We start from the raw sequence: 18760 nt of genomic DNA, 5'->3' as shown, positions 1-18760 counted from the left end.
TTGGGATTTTAACAAGTTTAACGGCCATGCATCATGTGCATGGCCGGTGCCCATTCGGGGATGTCGGCAAGATTTAGGCCGAAACTTGCCTAATGCTACCCGATCTTGTCGGCCAACGCAAGCTGTGCTGCGGCAAGTCGCGCCACGGGAACCCTGAATGGAGAGCAACTGACATAGTCGAATCCCGCTGCCCGACAGAAAGCGATTGATTCGGTATGCGCGGCATGTTCGCCGCAAATCGACAGCACCACATTGGGTTTTGCAGCCCTGCCACGCACCACACCAAGGCGCAGCAATTCGCCGACGCCTTCAGTATCAAGAATGTGGAACGGGTCTTCGCTGAACACGCCCTGACGCACATATTCCGACATGAACCGACCCGCATCGTCGCGTGACAAGCCATAGGTCATCTGGGTCAGGTCATTGGTGCCGAAGCTGAGGAAATGTGTGTGTTCGGCGATGTCGCCCGCTCGCAGACAAGCACGTGGGGTCTCGACCATGACCCCCAAACGGTAGGTGAAATCGGCGCTGTTCTCGGTCCGCACCGCTGCCGCCACCGCCTCGACCCGGCCGCGTACAAGTTCGACCTCGCGCTTGGCCGACACCAGGGGAACCATGATCTCGGGCACAATGGTGATGCCTTCCTTGGCCGCCTCAACTGTGGCTTCAAAGATCGCGCGGGCCTGCATGTCGTAGATTTCGGGCACCGTGATCCCCAAACGCACGCCTCGCATCCCCAGCATCGGGTTGTATTCCGAAAGGCTGTCGATGCGCCGGGTCACATCACTCACCGGGATATCAAGCGCTTCGGCCAGTTCCCGTTGTCCGGCGCGGCTGGTAGGCAGGAATTCGTGCAAGGGTGGGTCAAACAGACGGATACATACCGGCTGGCCCTGCATGATGCGGAACAGTTCCAGAAAGTCCGCACGTTGCATCGGAAGCACCAGTTCCAGTGCCGCCTGACGATCCTGCGGGTTCTCGGCAAAGATCATCTCGCGCATCGGGGTCAGGCGTTCGGCCTCGAAGAACATGTGTTCGGTCCGACAAAGACCAATGCCCTGCGCGCGGAAATGCAGCGCGGTCTTGGCATCCGCTGGCGTGTCGGCATTGGCCCGCACACCGATATCGCGTTCGGCATCGGCCCAGCTCATAAAGGTGCGGAAGGTCTCGTCCAGCGTCGCTTCGATCATTTCGACCGAGCCGGCCAGCACCTGACCATTGGTGCCGTCTACCGTGATCTCGTCACCTTCCTTGAGCACCCGACCATCGGTCGCCACCAACTGCTTGCGCTTGACGTGGAACCGCAGACTGGCGGCCCCTACGACACAAGGAAGGCCCAGGCCTCGTCCAATCACCGCCGCGTGGCTGGTCATGCCGCCGCGTTCCGTGAGCACGGCGCAGGCCACATGCATGCCGCGAATGTCTTCAGGGCTGGTTTCGCGCCGCACCAGAACGCAGGGTTCGCCGCGTGCGGCCCCGGCCTGTGCCGCTTCAGAAGAAAACACGATCCTGCCGGTTGCAGCGCCCGGGCTGGCGGCAATGCCCGACCCCAGAATGTCGCGCTTTGCGGTTGCCGCCACCTGACGGTGCAACAGTTCCGACAACGCACGCGGTTCTATCCGCATCACCGCTTCTTGCCGCGTGATGATCTCGTCTTCAGCTAACCGCACAACGATCCGCAATGCCGCCCGTGCGCTGCGCTCCACGCGCACCCCGTCCAGAATGTGTAGATTGCCATTCTCGATGGTGAACTCGATCTGCATTTCTTCGCGCAGTCGCGCACGCATCAACGCCGCGTGTTCCTTCAAAGCAACAAATGCTTCGGGCGCCAATTCTTCCAGCGACGGACCACGCGGGTCTTTCTCGAGGAAAATCGATGCGGCCCCGCCATCCAGTGCTTCGCGGCCCTGACTTTGGCTCAGATAACGTCCTGTAACCTGAGGCAGCCCGGTAAATGGATTGACCAGCTGCAACACGCCAGATCCACATTCTCCGCTGCCCAAACCCAGCGCCATTTCCTGCACCACAAGGCCCAGTCCTGCATCCACTGGCGCGCCCTTAGCCTGACGCAAGAGCCGCGCTGTCGTGCCTTCCCAAGCCCGCGCCATCGACCGCAGGATTTCGGCCAGTTGCACCGCCGGGTCTTGTGGAAATGGCTCTTCCGCCTCTTCTTCGTAAAGCTGCAACGCCTCGGTCAACGCGTCATGGCCTTCGCCATTGATCTCGTCGAACACCTCGGCATCAAGACGCGCCACGTCCACCGCGTAATTCATCACAAAGCGCAGGTAGATCTCGGTCGCGGCTTGGGTGCCGATCTGGTCGCACAGATCGACATAGCGTGCGTCGTTCATCCCGATATTCAGAACCGCCCCCGGACCGCCCCAATCGGGGTCTTCAGAAGACGGGCGCACGCAGAGCAGGGCGTTCGGGTCGAATTCCGAAAGAATGTCCGTCACATCCGGGCGATATCCTGACGCGATCTGATGCACCGACGTAAAAGACAGCGCCACAGTGCGCGGCACTGGTAGGTCAAGTCTCACAAGGCGCTGCAAACACTTCGCACGTCCGCCGTGGGTCGGCGTGGACATGGGCGATGTCGGCGTGATCAGCGTCACATCCGGGTTTTCAGGACTTGGTTTCTGCACCGCAGCACCTCTTGAATGTGCACGCAGCATACGAAGGATCGTAGGGCTGACAAGTAAAGTTTACACTCTTCCTGTCAGCCTTCTATTCGGGTCAGGTCCGCTACCTGCAAACAGGTGCTGCGGATCGTGCTCAGAAGGTTCAAACGGTTGCGCCGCAGCACTTCGCTTTCCGCGTTCACCTGCACCGCCTCAAAGAACGCATCCACCGGACCTCGCAGATCTGCCATCGCCGCCATGGCCGCGCTGAAATTCTGCTCTTTCATCGCCGGGGCGATCTTGGCTTCCGCCTGCGCCAGCGCGTCGAACAGAGCTTTTTCGGTCGGGTCTTCCGCAAATTTCGGATCGGCCCCGAACGAATATTCCACCCCGTCCTTGTCCTCGGCCTGCGTCAGAATGTTGTTGGCCCGCTTGAACCCCTGAACAAGGTTCTCCCCGTCCTCGGTTTCAAGCACTGCCTGCAACGCCTTGGCCCGCTTGACCAGAAGAGCGAGGTCATCATTGCCGGGCATCGAGATACACGCGTCAATCACGTCATGCCGCACGCCCTGATCGCGCAGGTACACCTTGAGCCGGTCATGGAAGAAGGAGAGGAGGTCAGAACATAGCTTTGAGTAAGCTTCACTTACCTCACTTGAAGCCTCATATAGTTCCGCGACGTGCTTTTCATCTCCCTCGCTCTTAGCTTTAGGGATGTAACGGTGCAAAATATGCATATTCCATACAAAGCTTAGCTTATCGGAGATTTCGCTCTGCTTTTCTTCGATTTCTCGGTTTGTGGAGTGTGTCTTTTCGCGGTCTTCTTTTCCGTAAACAGACTTTAGGAATTCAATGTATGCTTGGAGTGCATCAACGACTTGATGTCCATTTGCTTCACTGAATGAGAGTGGCAGGCGATCACTAAGAAAGCTCTCGGCCAATTCAATTTGAAATTCAGGCTCTGCGAAGCCGGATAGTGCGCCGCTTAGTCGATCAAACAATGTGTAGTCGTGTGCATCGAATAGGCGGAAGACCATTTCTTTCAGTACGTCATGAAGTCGAAACTGAAGCTCATTCTCCAGCACCAACCGGATAACCCCCAACGCTGCACGACGCAGGGCAAACGGGTCTTTCGACCCCGTGGGCTTCTCGTCAATCGCCCAGAACCCGGTCAGCGTGTCGATCTTGTCGGCCAGCGCGACGGTGACGGAAACAGCGGCCGAGGGCACATCGTCAGACGGGCCCAGCGGCGAATAATGCTCCTGGCACGCAGCCCCCACCTCGGGCGGCAAACCTGCGGCATCGCTGTAATAGCGCCCCATAAGCCCCTGAAGTTCTGGGAATTCATACACCATCTCGGACGCCAGATCGGCCTTCGCCACACGCGCCGCCTGTTCCGCCAGATCCGCATCCGCGCCCACCATGGGGGCAAGCTCCCGCGCCAACGCGGCGATCCGCTCGATCCTGTCGCGCTGCGATCCCAGCTTGTTGTGGAACGTCACGTTTGACAGGCTGTCCGTCCACGCGGTCAGGCCATCCGTTTTGGCCACCCGCAGGTCGTTCTCCCAAAAGAACTTCGCATCCGACAGACGCGCCGACAGCACCTTCTGGTTGCCGGCAAGGATGGTCGCGCCGTGGTCTGCGGTTTCCCGGTTCGCCACGGTGATGAACCGCTCGATCCGGCCCGTCTTTGGGTTGCGCACCGAGAAGAACTTCTGATGCTCTTTCATCGAGGTCTGAAGCACCTCGGGTGGCAGGCCAAGGAAATCCTCCCCGATCTCACCCATCAGAACCACAGGCCATTCGACAAGCCCTGCCACCTCGGCCAGCAGCCCCTTGTCTTCGACCACCTCAAGCCCGCTTGCGAATGCCTGATTGGTGGCGTCCTGCCAGATCGCCTCGGCGCGTTCGCCCGCGTCCAGCACCACATGCGCGCGCTTGAGTTTGGCTTCATAGTCGTCAAAGCCCGACACGTCGATTGTGCCCGGTGCCATGAAGCGATGGCCTTCGGTCGTGCGCCCCGACACGATCCCACCCACGTCCAGCGGCACAATTTCGGACCCGTCTTCGCGCGACAGCACGCAAACGATCCGGTGCAAAGGGCGCACCCAACGCAATGACCCGGCACCCCAGCGCATCGACTTGGGCCATGGAAAGTTGCGGATCGTGTCTTCAAGCACATCTGCCACGATCTCGGCGGCAGGGCGGCCCGGCTTTTCGATCACGGCATAGAACACGCGACCCTTCTTTTCGTCCCGCTCGATCAGATCCTCGCGCGACACACCCGCACCACGAAGGAACCCCTCAATGGCCTTTTCGGGCGCGTCGGTGCGTGGCCCCTTGCGCTCTTCCTTCACATCCGGCGACCGTTCGGTCAGCCCATCCACCCGCAACGCCAGACGGCGCGGCGTCGCATAGGCCGCAGCCCCGGCATATGTCAGACCCGCTTCGACCAGGCCATTGGTCACGCGCGACTTTAGGTCGTCAGCGGCCTTGGCCTGCATGCGCGCCGGGATTTCCTCGGAAAAAAGCTCGATCAGAAGGTCGGGCATCAATTGCCTCCGTTGTCGCGTTCTGGGCAGTCTTCGCCCAAGGGGCTGCCATCATAGGCCTTGTCCCCGCATTCGTTGATTTCGTGCCAGATATAGCCGCGTCCGTCTTCAGTGATGGCGACCACGCGGTCGATGCCAAATTCGAGGTTGCGCTGGCTGGTGAACACCTGAGCACGGCCATTGTCGATATCTTGGCCAATGGAATTGGCATCGAAACATTCAAACCATCCCGGGGCATTGCGCGGGGACGATCCGATGTATTGCTCATAGGTGGATGTCAGCGTCGATAGCGGTGTTTGAGTGGTAAAGCAGGCTCTGAACCTGATGGGCGAGCTTTCGCTGTCAATCGCTTGAAAATCCTCGTAAAGGATCGTTTCTTTGCGGCCGTCCAATGTGGTCAACTGCACATCATCGACACCGTTGGGCGTCACTGTTTCGTAATAGGCGTACACCTGCAGGTAATACATCGCCACACCCGCTATCAGCGCGCTGACGGCTATGACGATAGTGAGGATCTTGCCGGTCATTGCCTATTTCCAATCCATGTTCACGCGCGGTTGCGTCATTGCTTCTGCACGCGCCCGTAGCGCGTCGGTGCGCGCCAAAAGGTCGGGGATGCGGCTCTCGTGGGTTTCGACAAACAGGTAGCCGATCCGCTTTCTGACTGGATGCTCAAAAAGCGCTTCCAGAAGCGGAACCTCCGCCCCTTCAATGTCCATTTTGATCACCGCGATCTCACCGTCGAGCGCGTCCAGAAAGGCGGGAAAATCGATCACTTTGACATCCACGGCGCTGTCCGTGTCGATATTGCGCTTTTGCGCCATGAGCGACGACGATTGCGATTGCTCAACCGGGTCAGCGTCGAACGACGCCGTGCGATACAGCGGAAAGGTCCCGTCCTCTGTCCCTGCAGCCGCCTCGATCACCTCTACATTGGGCACATCCGCCAGCCGCGTGCGCAGTTCCGCGGCCGTCCACGGGTCTGGCTCGAACGCATAGACCTTGGCCGCGTTGGCCGCCATGGTGCGGGTATGCTGGCCCAGATTTGCCCCGAGGTCGACGCAGATTTTACCCGCAGCCCCGGTCAACGCCTCTCGAAACGCTGCCTCTGCCGCGGGCGCAAACAGCTTGCGCAGCTTGCGGCGGTATTTCAGCCCAAGCTCTCCCGGCAGGTGCTGCATCAGGCTATACTTGGCCCGGCGCAGTGGCGTATTTCGGTTGGCCTGTGCCATCAGGCGGCATATCCCCCAGCTTCGGTCATCTCAAACGCATCGGCGCAGCTCTTGGTCAGCGCCCGCACTCTGCCGATATAGCTTTGCCGTTCCGTGACCGAGATCACACCGCGTGCGTCCAGCAGGTTGAAGATGTGGCTGGCCTTGATGCACTGGTCATAGGCCGGATGGGCCATGATGATGCGCTTGCCGGTCTTGGGGTCGTCCTCGGCTTGTTCCAAGATGCGTGCGCATTCCGCCTCGGCTTCCTCGAAATGACGCAGCAGCACATCCGTGTCCGCCACGTCAAAATTCCAGCGCGAATATTCCTGCTCGGTCTGGCGGAACACATCGCCATAAGACAGCGCAATTGGCGCGTCGGGATCGTTGTAGGGCATGTCCATGACATGATCGACGCCCAGCACATACATCGCCAACCGTTCCAACCCGTAGGTCAGCTCACCCGACACCGGGTGGCAGTCATGCCCGCCAACTTGTTGAAAATACGTGAATTGCGACACTTCCATGCCGTCGCACCAGACTTCCCAGCCCAGACCCCACGCGCCCAGCGTCGGGCTTTCCCAGTCGTCCTCGACAAAGCGGATGTCATGCAGCGCCATATCGATCCCGATGGCCCGCAATGACCCGAGATACAGCTCCTGCAGGTCGGGCGGCGACGGTTTGATCAGCACCTGATACTGGTAATAGTGCTGCAAGCGGTTCGGGTTTTCGCCGTAGCGCCCGTCGGTCGGTCGACGCGAGGGCTGCACATATGCGGCGGCCCAAGGCTTTGATCCCAATGACCGAAGCGTGGTGGCGGGGTGGAACGTACCGGCACCGACCTCCATGTCGTAAGGCTGCATCACGGCACAGCCTTTGGTGGCCCAATAGGACTGCAGCCGCAGGATGATCTCCTGAAAACTGCGCGGCTTCGTGATGGTCTGATCCATTGCGATGTCACCCCGGTTTGCACTGGCGTCTGATTAGGGCCATGGGGTCCAAGGGTCAATTGCGTGCGAGGGTCTAATTTTCGCGTTCCAGTGGCGGCGCAATCTTGTTAGAGCATGTGCCTGAAACAGGTTTTTTCGGCAGGTGGCAGAAGAATGGTGCGCAAGTTTTTGTTTTCGATGATCGCGACCCTGATGATTTGGGGGCAGTCGGCCTTGGCGCAAGACACCGTCTATGTTCAGATCGAAGCGCAGCCCAGCCTGTCCGCCGCCGAAGACCGTTTGCGCGATTACGCCGCCATCCTGCCCGATGTGAACGGATTTGATCTGGGGCGGGGTTGGTATGGCATCGCTCTTGGGCCCTATCCACGTGATGAGGCAGGCCGCGTATTGCGCAGCCTGCGCGCGCAGCGCTTGATCCCCAGTGACAGCTATCTGGAAGGGCCAGACCGCTATGGTCAGCGCATATGGCCAATCGGCGCAGGGCCCGCCACGGTCCCGTCGATCACTGTGCCTGAGATCGCAATCGCGCCCGAACCCGATCCGCAAGCCGCTGATGAGACCCCACGCGAAGCCCGCGCGTCAGAAGCGTTGTTGAACCGCGAAGAACGTGAAGCGCTGCAAATCGCGCTGCGTTGGGCGGGATTCTACAATTCCGGCATTGATGGTGCTTTTGGCCGGGGCACCCGGTCTGCGATGAGCGCGTGGCAGCAATTCAACGGCTTCGAAGACACGGGCATCCTGACCACGGCCCAGCGTGCCGAACTGTTCCGCCAGTACAACGCTGTGTTGGAAGGCATGGACATTCGATCCGTCCGCGAGACAAGAGCAGGCATCGCCATCGACCTTCCGCTGGGTGCTGTGGCGTTTGACCGTTACGACAGCCCATTTGCGCATTTTGAACCGACTGGTGCCGTTGATAGTGCGCGCGTCCTGCTGATCAGCCAGCCGGGCGATCAGGACCGTCTGGCTGGCCTTTACGAGATCATGCAAACGCTCGACATCGTGCCGCTGGATGGTCCGCGTGACCGGAACCGTGACAGCTTTACCCTCACCGGTCAGAACAGCCGTATCGTATCTCACACCGAAGCGCGGCTGGAAGGCGGCGCGATCAAGGGCTTTACGCTGGTCTGGCCTGCAGGCGACGAAGAACGCCGCACCCGTGTTTTGGCCGCGATGCAATCAAGCTTCGCACCCATCGACGGCGTGCTCGACCCCGCCGTGATCGCTGAGGATAGCCAGAGCGTCGATCTGTTGGCCGGTCTTGCCATACGCAAGCCAAAGCTCACCGCGTCAGGGTTCTTTGTCGACCGCCAGGGCAGGGTGGTCACCACTGACACAGCCGTCGCCAATTGTGGCCGCATCACGCTGAACAGTGACTACAACGCCGAAGTCATGACGACCGATCCATCGCTTGGCGTCGCCGTCCTGCGGGCGACACAGCCCTTGGCCCCGAACGACATCGCTCAATTCCGCGATGGCGCGCCGCGTTTGCAATCCGAGATCGCCGTTGCTGGCTTTTCGTTTGGTGGCGTGCTGCCGTCGGCAACAATGACCTTTGGCCGTCTGTCGGACCTCAGCGGATTGAACGGTGAAGACACGCTGTCCCGTCTGGCCATCAGCACGCTTGATGGCGACGCGGGTGGTCCTGTGCTTGACGATGGCGGTGCCGTGATTGGTATGTTGGTTCCGCACGATGCTGGAGGTCGCCAATTGCCAGGTGATGTGAACTTCGCGACCAAAAGCGCAGCACTTCGGCAAGTGTTGTCCAGCGCCGGTGTCTCGCCGCAGGTCACAAGCGGCCTTGCACGGCTCGACCCTGTGGACCTCACCGCCAAAGCCACGGCAATGACAGTGCTCGTCAGCTGTTGGGAGTGACCCCGCGCCCGAACAACCTGCACAGCGCGCCCCACTGGCTGACCAGAACACCAAGCAGGATCAACCCCATCGCCAGCAACAACGCGGGGCGGAATGGCTCGCCCAGAATGATGATGCCCAGGATCACCGACCACATCGGCACCTGATAGCTGACCAGCGACATAAACACCGGGCCAGCGCTGCGGATCACCAGAATACGTAACATGTTCGCCCCCGCAGTCGGGATCAGCCCCAGCAGGGCGACGATCGACAAGGTGCGGGTGTCCGGCAGCGGCGGCGGGCCTTCAACGACAAGGGCCGCGGGAATGACCAGCATCGACCCGAACACCAGAGCCATCGCGGCCAAGCCAAACGGATCAACCGGCGGCAGGCGGCGCATCAGCACGGAACTTATGGCATAGCAACTCGCTGCGCCGATGCAGGCCAGCCGACCAAAAGGTTCCATCGGATCACCGCTCGACGTAAAGGCCTGTCCACCCAACAGCACCGTCACACCGGCAAAGCCGACCAGCATCCCGATCAGACGGCGCGTCGTGATCCGTTCGCCCGGCACAAAGAGATGCGCCAAAGGCAGCATGATCAACGCGCCAGAAGCCATCGACACACCGGCAAATCCCGAGGTCACTGTCTGCTGGCCCCAGCTAAGCAGCATGAAGGGCACGGCCGAATTAAACAGGCCCGACACCGCAAGCGCACCCCAGCTTGTGTCTTGCGTCAGAAACAACCGCCCGCCACGCAATTGCCAAATGGCGACCGCCAGCAGGGCCGCAAATCCGATGCGCCCTGCGGCCAGCCAGAACGGTGTGATGCCCTTCAACGCCAGCTCGATGAACAGAAAGGTTGCGCCCCAGACTAGACCAAGGGTCGCGACCATGCCCCAATTCGCTGGGGTGATCTCGGGTTGAGTGTGCATAGAAATGAGGCATCCAAAGCAGTCTGTCCGACAAATGCAGCCGGGGTGGTTGCATCTGCCAGAGGATCGGGATGCTGTGTAAATCTGCTAAGGCCGATCAGCAACGGCCTAGAGTGAAAGAAAAATCCCAACAGGAGGACAATATGGACGCGTTTTTCATCATCCCGATCATCCTGCTTCTGGCCTTACTGGCCTGGTGCATTCTGCAACTCAAGGACGGCCTGTAAGCAATCCGCCCCGGCATTGGGCCGTCCGGGTATCACTTGAGCTCAAGCTGGGCGCTTCTTTGGGCCTGAAATACCTCAGGGGGGTGTGGGGGGACAGCGTCCCCCCACATGCGTCCGACGGGCGCAGCCCGTCGGAAACCTGGATCAGTTCTTTGCTTTGTCGACCATTTTGCCCGCCGAAATCCACGGCATCATGCCGCGCAGCTTTTCGCCGGTGGCTTCGATCTGGTGCTCGTCGTTGATCTTGCGTGTCGCTTTAAACGACGGCTGACCAACGGCATTCTCGAGCATGAAGTCACGCACGAACTTGCCGGTCTGGATGTCTGTCAGAACTGCTTTCATCCGTGCCTTTGTCTCGTCATAGGGCAGGATGCGCGGGCCGGACACGTACTCGCCATACTCGGCCGTGTTCGAGATCGAGTAGTTCATGTTCGCGATACCGCCTTCGTAGATCAGATCCACGATCAGCTTCACTTCGTGCAGGCACTCGAAATAGGCCATCTCCGGCTCGTAGCCTGCTTCCACGAGGGTCTCGAAACCCATGCGGATCAGCTCGACCAGACCACCACACAGAACCGCCTGCTCACCGAACAGATCGGTTTCGCACTCTTCACGGAAGTTGGTCTCGATGATGCCCGAGCGGCCGCCACCGATGGCCGAGCAATAGCTCAGACCGATTTCCAGCGCGCGGCCGGAGGCGTCGTTGTGAACCGCCACAAGGCACGGCACGCCGCCGCCTTTGGTGTATTCGCCGCGTACCGTATGGCCCGGACCCTTGGGCGCCATCATGATGACGTCGACACCCGGCTTGGGTTCGATCAGGCCGAAATGCACGTTGAGACCGTGGGCAAACGCGATTGCCGCGCCTTCCTTCAGGTTGTCATGTACGTATTTCTTGTAGGTCTCTGCCTGAAGTTCGTCGGGCATGGTGAACATGATCAAGTCGCACCAGGCCGCCGCTTCGGCGATGCCCATGACCTTCAGGCCTTCGCCTTCGGCTTTCTTGGCCGAGGCCGAGCCTTCGCGCAGGGCGACGACAACGTTCTTCGCACCGCTGTCGCGCAGGTTCAACGCATGGGCGTGGCCCTGGCTGCCATAGCCCAGAATGGCCACTTTCATGTCTTTGATCAGGTTGATGTCGCAATCGCGATCGTAATAAACGCGCATAGTTTTTCCCTCGTCTGCGTTTCAATTGAAGTGCACAATAGGGATTTCCAGCTTAGAGAGGCGGCGAATTACGCGCATCTTTACAGATAAGCGGGAATTTCATTCTCTAAAATCACATGATACGGATTTTTCATGCTAGATGCCACCGATCTCCGAATCCTACGCCAGTTTCAGGCCGCCCCTGATCTGCCCACCGCCGATTTGGCAGACAGGGCAGGGGTCACGCCCACCACGCTCGCGCGCCGCATCGACAAGATGCGCGAGGCTGGCGTCATTCGTGCCGTGCGCTCCGTGATCAACTGGCCTGCGCTTGGCTATACAGTCGAGGTCAGCCTACGTGTGACGCTCGACAAAACCCAACCCCGCGCCTTTGACGAATTCCTCGCCGCCGCCCGCGAGGTGCCCGAGGTGATCGAGGCGCAGACGTTTCTGGGGCAGGTGGACGCGCGCCTCTCGGTCATTGCCCGCGACATGCCGCATTACCAGCAGGTCTACCGCGACAAACTCCTGACACTGCCGCATATCGCCGATATCGAAGCCCTGATGCATGTTGCCCGCGTGAAATTCGACGAAACACTTCCCCTATGATCGACCTCGACGACATCGACCGCGCCATGATCCGCGCCGTGGCGGCAGATGCACTGATCAGCGCTGGCGCTTTGGGTCGCCAACTCGGCCTCAGCCAACCCGCCGCGTGGCGCCGTCTCAAGCGGCTTAAGGAAGCGGGCGTCTTCCGGGGCCAACGGCTTGATCTCGATGCACAGGCGCTGGGTTTCACTGTAACCGTCTTTCTTGGCGTCAAACTCGCCACCAAAGGCCGCGTCAGCCTTGAAGACTTCGAACGCGCCGTGACGGCGATCCCCGAAGTGCAGACTGTCGAACACGTGTTGGGCCTCTATGACTATCGCCTGCGTGTCATCGCCCGCGACATCGCTGATTTCGAACGCGTGCTGCGCCGCCGGATCATGACGCTGCCGGGTGTCGGTAATATCGACGCCAATGTTCTGCTCAGCGAAGAACGCCTGCCGGGGCCAATTGGTTAAGACGGTCAGGCGACGTCCGCAACAAGCGCGATCGCCTCGTGCCGCTTAAGCGTATAGCGCGCCATCTGCTGTGCATCGACGATCAACGCTTCGGTGTTTCGAAGCAGACCAAGGATTTCATCCCGTGCATCGTCTTCAACGCTCTCTATCGCCATGTTACCGGGATAGAGTGTTTCCGCTGGGCACCCTTCGGCAAACACCACGTGATGCGCGTCACACAGGAAATGCCAATACTCCACCACCGGCCTTGGCTCGGGGACGATGGTTGTGCCGTTCACCAGATGTTTGGCCGCCACAAAGACCTCGTCCACACCGAACATCAATTCGGCCTTGGATCCGCGCAACAACATCCGATGGTTGGGTGACACCCAAAGGTCACGAATATTCCCCAGCGCGCCGCGCGCGATGCGGATGGGGGTGTTGACCCCGTCTCCCGGCACCCGCACATGGCCGACCCAGCGGATTGGCTGCGGCCCGGCATCCAGAGTGTTGACCTCATCGCTCTCACGAAGCGATTCAACAAAACGCGGTCCCTCCGGGGTTTCGATCAATGTCCCCGACGCAAAGCAGATGACCACCAGAAAGTCGGCGGCATTTGACGAAAACGCGGCGTCGGCTTCTTCGTCCGGTGTGATGATCCCGTCGCCATTGAGATCGAGGTCTTCATTTGTATCGACACGCAAAGGCCCGTTCTGCGTCGCGAGCGTTTCAAGGATATTCACCCCGGCAATCGCCGCCACGTCACCCAGTATCGGCGCAACCGCGTCCGTTGATGTCAGCCCCGTGGCGTCAATTTCCAGGTAGCGGTCGCCCATGGTCCGGCGCCCCAAGTCGACATCAGCGCTGCCGGTATAGGTGTATTTGGCAATGTCGTTGTAATAGTCCGACGCGTTGTCATAGACGATGATCGACGTGACGACAGAGGCTTCTGTCAGAACGCCATCGGCAGTCGCATTGTCTACGACATAAACAATGATATCGTTGTCTTCAAACAGCGCGGTTGCGCTGTGAAGCATGTATTCTCCACCGTTTGACGCGTTCGCATTCGTCGTCTGTGGGTCACCCACGACACTGAATCCGTTCAACAACAACGTGGTTGTTGCCATGCCTGTTCTGCCTCTCGGGGTCTGATGCCCCTTTTGATAGTTATGTATCGAAAGATACCGCGCTGTCGCGCCGCTGGTCAAATGTTCATAATTTGGAAACAATATCGACTTTTGAATGTGACCTTAGGGCACCTTGGGGCAGGCTGAGGCGGTGCTGAGAAACGGCCGTTCACCGGTGCCGCGACTTTTTGCACGCAACAAGGCTTTGCCAAATGCGCGCCGCGCCGCTACCCAAGACGAAACTCAGGGAGGCTTTGCAATGGCTCTGCTCGATACGGTTGACCCCACGGGTCTCGAAGAATTCTCGGTCGTCTTCACTGACCGGTCACTCAATCATATGTCCGCGACCTTTCAAAAGGTGATGACCGACATCTCGTCCATGCTGAAAGAGGTCTATCACGCCGATGCGGTTGTGCTGGTGCCCGGCAGCGGCAGCTACGGGATGGAGGCGGTCGCCCGCCAGTTCGGGCAGGGGGCAAAGACCCTGATCGTGCGCAACGGTTGGTTTTCGTATCGCTGGACGCAGATCTTCGACACCGGCCAGTTTGGTGGCGACACCGTTGTCATGAAGGCGCGCCAGACAGGCAATGAACCTACCGCCTCATTCGCGCCCGCCCCGATCGAAGAGGTCACCGCCCGCATCCGTGAAGAGAAACCTGATGTCGTCTTTGCACCCCATGTCGAAACCAGCGCCGGGATTATCCTGCCGGATGACTATGTGACTGCATTGGCGGCGGCAGCACACGAGGTCGGTGCGCTGATGGTTCTCGATTGCATTGCTTCGGGATGTGCTTGGGTCGATATGAAAGCCACTGGCGTCGACGTGTTGATCTCGGCCCCGCAAAAGGGCTGGTCCGCCACACCCAGTGCCGGTCTCGTGATGCTGTCCGACCGTGCCGTGGCCCGAATGGACGAGACCGCGTCGAACAGCTTTGCCGTGGACCTCAAGAAATGGCACCAGATCATGCAGGCCTACGAAAATGGTGGTCACGCCTATCACGCCACCATGCCCACAGACGGGCTCAAGGCTTTCCGTGACACGATGCTGGAAACCCGTGACTACGGCTTCGGCAAACTCAAGGACGCGCAATGGGCGCTGGGCAACGCGGTCCGTGCGATGCTGGCAAAAAAGGGCATCCGCTCTGTCGCCGCAGACGGTTTCGGTGCGCCCGGAGTCGTGGTGAGCTACACCAGTGATCCCGAAATCCAGTCGGGCCGTGCCTTCGCCGCCCGCGGCATGCAGATCGCCGCTGGTGTGCCACTGCAATGTGACGAACCGCCGGAGTTCTCGACGTTCCGCCTCGGTCTTTTTGGCCTCGACAAACTCTATGATGTCGACGGCACCGTCGGACGGCTTGCCCGAGTTCTGGACGAGGTTCTCTGACCTCGCGTCTCACCCAGACCGATCCGGTCCAAATGCATATTTGAAAAAAGAAGAAGTGAGGGGACGCGCGCTGTCCCTTGCTTCTCTTTTTCTTAAATATGCCATCACCTCGCATGAAGATATCGCAACGAATGGCAAGGGCGCTGGCACCGGGCAGCAAAAAGGCCGCCCATTCTGGCGGCCTTTTGCATCTTCATCCCATTGTGGGGATCACTTGAAGTTACGGCTGTCCTTGATCTGATCCCACGCCCAGACCACCTCTTGCAACTGTTCTTCCTGGCTGCGGTCGCCGCCATTCATGTCCGGGTGCAACACCTTGATCAGCGCTTTGTAGGCCTTGCGCACTTCGGCCTTTGACCATGTGTCCTTCGCCTCGAGAACCTCGATTGCGCGTCGCTCGGTGGGTGGCAGGCGCTTTGTGTGTCCCGCCGACGAGCCAGCCTTGCCGGGGTTCCGCGTGGCATTGTTGCCCAGCACCTGATGTGGGTCTTCGATGCCCAAACGCGCCCAGGCCTTGGCCTCAGGATCGCGCCAATCCTTGGTTTGGCGTTCCCACACCTTATCCGAACTTGCCTGTGCGTTCATCTCGGCTTCGGTCTTGCCGTCGAAGAAGTTCCACCGGTTGTTGTACTCGCGTACGTGCTCCTGACAGAACCAGAAGAAGTCATCCAGCACATCCGGTGCTTTAGGCGCACGGAATTTGCCAGCCTCTTCACAGCCCTCATGGTCACAGATCCGCACCGAGGTTTCGGACGCACCTGACATCCCCCGTCGGCCGCGGGGGTTCTTCTTTTTTGCCGATTTGATCGACATATCGAAACCGAATGGATCTGATTTGCTCATAACCTGCCCTTTTCGACTCGGAGGCGTGAGTGTAGACCAAACCGACGCAGAGGTAAGCCCTTGGAGGCGAAAAAATGACCCGAACGGAACAGATCGAAACACGACTGCGCGAGGCGCTCTCTCCCCGTGAACTCACGGTACAGGATGACAGCGAAAGCCACCGCGGCCATGGTGGCTACCAGGAAGGTGGCGAGAGCCATTTCAACGTCCGCATCCGTGCCGCAGCCTTCGAGGGCAAATCCCGCATTGCCCGCCACCGCATGGTGCACAACGCGCTTGGCGCCGAACTCGTCGCGGCCATTCATGCTCTATCTATGGATCTCGACACGTAGGGTACATGCTTGCACGCGGCCACTCAGGCTGGCCGCGTCTCTTCGTTGCCTTCCTCAAAGGTCGGCTCAGTGGCAGGCTCGGGTGTGGCGTCCGCCACCCCGTCGCCTTCGGGCACCGCCGAAGACACCGCGGCAGTTTTGGTCACGATCGGCTCGACCCGTGCGGGTTTAACCTCTGGGTCTGATACTGGCTGTGTGGCCAAAGCCCGCCTGAACACCAGCAGCGTGCGCCAATGCGTCTCCGACCCGGTCAGCCCCACGCGTTCCTGTGATGGGAGAACGTCTGAGCGCTGATACTCCCAGCCCTCCGCCGCCAACGCGTTGATCGCCTGCTCCACCCCCAGCGCAAACCGCGCCTCGGGCGTCTTGAGCCCCTTGGCCTTAACCCCCTTCACAGGGGCCGGAACCACCTTGTATTCGAACATGCCCACCGCCTCATTACAGACCCTCGGCTGTCATACCCAAGCCCGTCGCCAGAGACCAGCCCCGTAGGACGCGGGATCGCACGCACCGCGTAAGAGCCCACCCGTAGGGTGCGTGTTCACACGCACCACCTCGGCCCAAACCCGTAGGCCGGGCATCCGCCCGCCACCCACCTCAAACCAAGCCCCAACAGACGTACCCAACCGCCCGAACCCTCACAGCTTCGCTTGCATATCCGCCAAAATCCCATCCGATTTCTCGATGTAATACGACGCCCCGGCGGCATCATACACCTCCCGCGCCGCCCGCACCAAGGCAATCGCCTCCTCCACCTGCGCCCGCTCCCCGGTCTTGTCGAAGAACGCCTCATACACCAACCCAAGGTTCTCCGTTGTCGCGGCCCACTGAAACGGCACCCGCTCCCGCGTGCGTTCCTCCAGTGCCGCGCGAAAGGCCACCACCGCCTCCTCCAACTGCGCCGTCCCGTTTTCACGCGCCCCGAGAGCGCACAGCGCACCGCCCAGGTTGTTCTGCGTCATGGCCCAGTCCAGCGGCACCCGCTCGCGCGTGTACTCCTCCAACGCCGCGCGATAGGCCGCCACCGCGTCCTCCAACCGCGCGGTCCCGCTTTCGCGTTCCCCGAGGGAGTACAGCGCACCGCCCCGATTGTTCTGCGTCATGGCCCAGTCCAGCGGCACCCGCTCCCGCGTGTATTCCTCCAACGCCGCGCGATAGGCCGCTACCGCTTCCTCCAACCGCGCCGTCCCGCTCTCGAGTCCCCCGAGGGTTTGCAGCGCATTGCCCAGATTGTTAAACGCTGATCCGCGTTCGTCAGCACTTGTCGCGGGAGCCAAACAGATTTGTGAAATCGCGATGCTGACCTCCAGATCAAACGCCAATCCCTGATCCCGTCCGCGCACATACCATTCTTCCTGCGCTGCACGGAGGGCGTCAAACTGCTGCGTTGGATCGGGAGTGTCATCGTCAACCCTCTCGACCGTCAGCCTCGCCGCTTCATCGACGTCCCGCATCAGAACGGCTTGGTCGATGCTCGATTGGATCAGTGCCGACACTTCGGCATCGACACGTTCCTTCTGTGCTCGCTTTCGCTCCAAAGCTTCCCGCAAAGCCAGCTTTGCATCCGGCATCCGGTCGTCACCATTAAGCCGTAGCACCTCGTCAAGAACCGCAGTTAAATCAGCATCCAGATTGCCGGTTGTTGGCTTTTTCGCAGCAACCTCAAACGCCCGCCGCAATTCGTTCAGCGCGCTTTTCAGGTCAGTCGGATTGCCCTCGGCAAATTCATAGGCCAGCGACACCGCGAGTGCTTCTGACAGTTTCAGGGTCTTGCGCAGTTCCTCCAGTTCTTTCGAAATCGCATCTGCATTCACCTCTGTTTGCGTGACAGGCTCATCTTCACCTGAGGCCCCGGTCACAAGCCGCGCAACAAGGTCTGCATCCAACTCCAGACAAGTTGCGAATTTCTGAACGGTAAGCGCGGAAAGCCGTTTGCGACCCTTCTCAACCGCGCTGACATAGCTTTTGCGGTCCTGATTCCCTAACGCGTCATGCGCCAGCATTTCCAGCGTCATGCCCTTAGCAGTCCGCGCCAAGCGAACCGCATTTCCAAATTCAAGCCAGTCAGATGTCACTCAAAGTCACTTTTTGCGTCTTGCCTGCCCACTCAAGGACCACCCGATGTCACCGCTTTTTCGGTCGGCTTCTGCGATCCTGTTCCTGTCGGCACTGTAGCTGACACCGGGCCCGGTTCAACCTTTCGTGGAGTGACGAAAATGCTGAACCAACTGAAGACGAATTTGAAGACCTTAGGCTGCACCCTTTGGTGCCACCGCATCACCTATGCCGGATTGGCGCTTGCCTATGGGGCAGGGTGCCTCGGCATGATCGACAAAGACACCGTCGCTCAGGTCGCGACCGCCCTTTACTGCACGATGGTGGCGCAAAAACACTGACCGTACGGATCAACCTTACGTTTCGCGCACAGGTTCCGTACGGTTCAGCCCCAAGACCCCCCGAAAACGCAAAAACGGGCCGAAATGGCCCGTTTTTCCTCTCTGGGCCGTACGGTTCGACCCCTTGAACCGTACAAATA

Annotated in this window: 18 protein-coding genes; 7 read left to right on the top strand and 11 right to left on the bottom strand. The window is 59.9% G+C overall.

Annotation, left to right across the window (positions count from 1 at the left end; all coding sequences use genetic code 11):
• Window positions 1-95 precede the first annotated feature (95 nt).
• The 5 genes from ACK3EW_RS11465 to ACK3EW_RS11445 are packed head-to-tail and all read right to left on the bottom strand — an operon-like array spanning window position 96 to window position 7334.
• The gene (locus ACK3EW_RS11465) at window positions 96-2675 is read right to left on the bottom strand and encodes a putative PEP-binding protein (RefSeq protein ID WP_493809669.1); all 2580 of its coding nucleotides are present in this window, start codon (window positions 2673-2675) and stop codon (window positions 96-98) included.
• 44 nt (window positions 2676-2719) lie between these two features.
• Window positions 2720-5173, bottom strand: a complete 2454-nt coding sequence (gene glyS, locus ACK3EW_RS11460; RefSeq protein ID WP_493809668.1) for a glycine--tRNA ligase subunit beta — start codon at window positions 5171-5173, stop codon at window positions 2720-2722.
• A complete protein-coding gene (locus ACK3EW_RS11455; protein ID WP_493809667.1) occupies window positions 5173-5700 on the bottom strand; it encodes a DUF6446 family protein in 528 nt (175 codons plus the stop codon). Before ACK3EW_RS11455 ends, glyS begins: the two co-directional genes overlap by 1 nt.
• Before the next feature lie 3 nt (window positions 5701-5703).
• Window positions 5704-6405 (bottom strand): FkbM family methyltransferase, encoded by a 702-nt coding sequence (locus ACK3EW_RS11450; protein ID WP_493809666.1) that lies wholly within the window; start codon window positions 6403-6405, stop codon window positions 5704-5706.
• Window positions 6405-7334, bottom strand: a complete 930-nt coding sequence (locus tag ACK3EW_RS11445; protein ID WP_493809665.1) for a glycine--tRNA ligase subunit alpha — start codon at window positions 7332-7334, stop codon at window positions 6405-6407. The genes ACK3EW_RS11450 and ACK3EW_RS11445 overlap by 1 nt, the downstream gene beginning before the upstream one ends.
• Before the next feature lie 153 nt (window positions 7335-7487).
• Between ACK3EW_RS11445 and ACK3EW_RS11440 the strand changes: the two genes are divergently transcribed.
• Window positions 7488-9209: a trypsin-like peptidase domain-containing protein gene (locus tag ACK3EW_RS11440; protein ID WP_493809664.1), complete on the top strand. Its 1722-nt coding sequence runs from the start codon at window positions 7488-7490 to the stop codon at window positions 9207-9209.
• Here ACK3EW_RS11440 and ACK3EW_RS11435 read toward each other — a convergent pair.
• Window positions 9193-10122, bottom strand: a complete 930-nt coding sequence (locus ACK3EW_RS11435) for a DMT family transporter (protein ID WP_493809663.1) — start codon at window positions 10120-10122, stop codon at window positions 9193-9195. The two genes, ACK3EW_RS11440 and ACK3EW_RS11435, sit on opposite strands and share 17 nt — an antisense overlap.
• Window positions 10123-10193: 71 nt before the next feature.
• Here ACK3EW_RS11435 and ACK3EW_RS11430 point away from each other — a divergent pair, with 71 nt between their 5' ends.
• Entirely contained in the window at window positions 10194-10349 is a 156-nt protein-coding gene (locus ACK3EW_RS11430; RefSeq protein ID WP_493809662.1) for a hypothetical protein, read from the top strand.
• A 144-nt stretch (window positions 10350-10493) separates the two neighbouring features.
• On the opposite strand, the gene ilvC is transcribed toward ACK3EW_RS11430, so the two are convergent.
• Window positions 10494-11516 (bottom strand): ketol-acid reductoisomerase, encoded by a 1023-nt coding sequence (gene ilvC / locus ACK3EW_RS11425; protein WP_493809661.1) that lies wholly within the window; start codon window positions 11514-11516, stop codon window positions 10494-10496.
• A 132-nt stretch (window positions 11517-11648) separates the two neighbouring features.
• Here ilvC and ACK3EW_RS11420 point away from each other — a divergent pair, with 132 nt between their 5' ends.
• Window positions 11649-12104 carry an Lrp/AsnC family transcriptional regulator gene (locus ACK3EW_RS11420; protein ID WP_493809660.1) on the top strand — a complete coding sequence of 152 codons (456 nt, stop codon included), beginning with the start codon at window positions 11649-11651 and terminating at the stop codon, window positions 12102-12104.
• Window positions 12101-12559: an Lrp/AsnC family transcriptional regulator gene (locus tag ACK3EW_RS11415; protein ID WP_493809659.1), complete on the top strand. Its 459-nt coding sequence runs from the start codon at window positions 12101-12103 to the stop codon at window positions 12557-12559. The genes ACK3EW_RS11420 and ACK3EW_RS11415 overlap by 4 nt, the downstream gene beginning before the upstream one ends.
• A 5-nt stretch (window positions 12560-12564) precedes the next feature.
• On the opposite strand, the gene ACK3EW_RS11410 is transcribed toward ACK3EW_RS11415, so the two are convergent.
• Window positions 12565-13665, bottom strand: coding sequence for a Hint domain-containing protein (locus tag ACK3EW_RS11410; RefSeq protein WP_493809658.1), 1101 nt, complete (start codon window positions 13663-13665; stop codon window positions 12565-12567).
• Between the two features lie 259 nt (window positions 13666-13924).
• Here ACK3EW_RS11410 and ACK3EW_RS11405 point away from each other — a divergent pair, with 259 nt between their 5' ends.
• On the top strand, window positions 13925-15049 hold the full coding sequence (locus ACK3EW_RS11405; RefSeq protein WP_493809657.1) for an aminotransferase class V-fold PLP-dependent enzyme: 1125 nt from the start codon (window positions 13925-13927) through the stop codon (window positions 15047-15049).
• A 210-nt stretch (window positions 15050-15259) separates the two neighbouring features.
• Here the strand turns inward: ACK3EW_RS11405 and ACK3EW_RS11400 are convergent, their stop codons facing one another.
• Window positions 15260-15892 carry a J domain-containing protein gene (locus ACK3EW_RS11400; RefSeq protein ID WP_085629357.1) on the bottom strand — a complete coding sequence of 211 codons (633 nt, stop codon included), beginning with the start codon at window positions 15890-15892 and terminating at the stop codon, window positions 15260-15262.
• Between the two features lie 74 nt (window positions 15893-15966).
• On the opposite strand from ACK3EW_RS11400, the gene ACK3EW_RS11395 reads away from it, so the two are divergent.
• A complete protein-coding gene (locus ACK3EW_RS11395) occupies window positions 15967-16224 on the top strand; it encodes a BolA family protein (protein WP_493809656.1) in 258 nt (85 codons plus the stop codon).
• A gap of 23 nt (window positions 16225-16247) precedes the next feature.
• Here the strand turns inward: ACK3EW_RS11395 and ACK3EW_RS11390 are convergent, their stop codons facing one another.
• Both ACK3EW_RS11390 and ACK3EW_RS11385 read right to left on the bottom strand, forming a co-directional pair.
• Entirely contained in the window at window positions 16248-16649 is a 402-nt protein-coding gene (locus tag ACK3EW_RS11390; protein WP_493809655.1) for a DUF4177 domain-containing protein, read from the bottom strand.
• Between the two features lie 213 nt (window positions 16650-16862).
• Window positions 16863-18260, bottom strand: coding sequence for a tetratricopeptide repeat protein (locus ACK3EW_RS11385; RefSeq protein ID WP_493809654.1), 1398 nt, complete (start codon window positions 18258-18260; stop codon window positions 16863-16865).
• A gap of 180 nt (window positions 18261-18440) precedes the next feature.
• Here ACK3EW_RS11385 and ACK3EW_RS11380 point away from each other — a divergent pair, with 180 nt between their 5' ends.
• Window positions 18441-18620: a hypothetical protein gene (locus ACK3EW_RS11380; RefSeq protein WP_493809653.1), complete on the top strand. Its 180-nt coding sequence runs from the start codon at window positions 18441-18443 to the stop codon at window positions 18618-18620.
• The last annotated feature ends 140 nt before the right edge of the window (window positions 18621-18760 follow it).

The sequence above is a fragment of the Marivita sp. NO-S04 genome (assembly GCF_059070475.1).
Note: the sequence above shows the minus strand (reverse complement) of the source record. Positions and strands in the feature narration are given on the sequence as shown.

Excerpts from the sequence above, each read along its gene's own strand:
- ACK3EW_RS11465 (WP_493809669.1), bottom strand. The coding sequence starts at position 2,675 with ATGCTGCGTGCACATTCAAGAGGTGCTGCGGTGCAGAAACCAAGTCCT.
- glyS (WP_493809668.1), bottom strand. The coding sequence starts at position 5,173 with ATGCCCGACCTTCTGATCGAGCTTTTTTCCGAGGAAATCCCGGCGCGC.
- ACK3EW_RS11455 (WP_493809667.1), bottom strand. The coding sequence starts at position 5,700 with ATGACCGGCAAGATCCTCACTATCGTCATAGCCGTCAGCGCGCTGATA.
- ACK3EW_RS11450 (WP_493809666.1), bottom strand. The coding sequence starts at position 6,405 with ATGGCACAGGCCAACCGAAATACGCCACTGCGCCGGGCCAAGTATAGC.
- ACK3EW_RS11445 (WP_493809665.1), bottom strand. The coding sequence starts at position 7,334 with ATGGATCAGACCATCACGAAGCCGCGCAGTTTTCAGGAGATCATCCTG.
- ACK3EW_RS11440 (WP_493809664.1), top strand. The coding sequence starts at position 7,488 with ATGGTGCGCAAGTTTTTGTTTTCGATGATCGCGACCCTGATGATTTGG.
- ACK3EW_RS11435 (WP_493809663.1), bottom strand. The coding sequence starts at position 10,122 with ATGCACACTCAACCCGAGATCACCCCAGCGAATTGGGGCATGGTCGCG.
- ACK3EW_RS11430 (WP_493809662.1), top strand. The coding sequence starts at position 10,194 with ATGCTGTGTAAATCTGCTAAGGCCGATCAGCAACGGCCTAGAGTGAAA.
- ilvC (WP_493809661.1), bottom strand. The coding sequence starts at position 11,516 with ATGCGCGTTTATTACGATCGCGATTGCGACATCAACCTGATCAAAGAC.
- ACK3EW_RS11420 (WP_493809660.1), top strand. The coding sequence starts at position 11,649 with ATGCTAGATGCCACCGATCTCCGAATCCTACGCCAGTTTCAGGCCGCC.
- ACK3EW_RS11415 (WP_493809659.1), top strand. The coding sequence starts at position 12,101 with ATGATCGACCTCGACGACATCGACCGCGCCATGATCCGCGCCGTGGCG.
- ACK3EW_RS11410 (WP_493809658.1), bottom strand. The coding sequence starts at position 13,665 with ATGGCAACAACCACGTTGTTGTTGAACGGATTCAGTGTCGTGGGTGAC.
- ACK3EW_RS11405 (WP_493809657.1), top strand. The coding sequence starts at position 13,925 with ATGGCTCTGCTCGATACGGTTGACCCCACGGGTCTCGAAGAATTCTCG.
- ACK3EW_RS11400 (WP_085629357.1), bottom strand. The coding sequence starts at position 15,892 with ATGAGCAAATCAGATCCATTCGGTTTCGATATGTCGATCAAATCGGCA.
- ACK3EW_RS11395 (WP_493809656.1), top strand. The coding sequence starts at position 15,967 with ATGACCCGAACGGAACAGATCGAAACACGACTGCGCGAGGCGCTCTCT.
- ACK3EW_RS11390 (WP_493809655.1), bottom strand. The coding sequence starts at position 16,649 with ATGTTCGAATACAAGGTGGTTCCGGCCCCTGTGAAGGGGGTTAAGGCC.
- ACK3EW_RS11380 (WP_493809653.1), top strand. The coding sequence starts at position 18,441 with ATGCTGAACCAACTGAAGACGAATTTGAAGACCTTAGGCTGCACCCTT.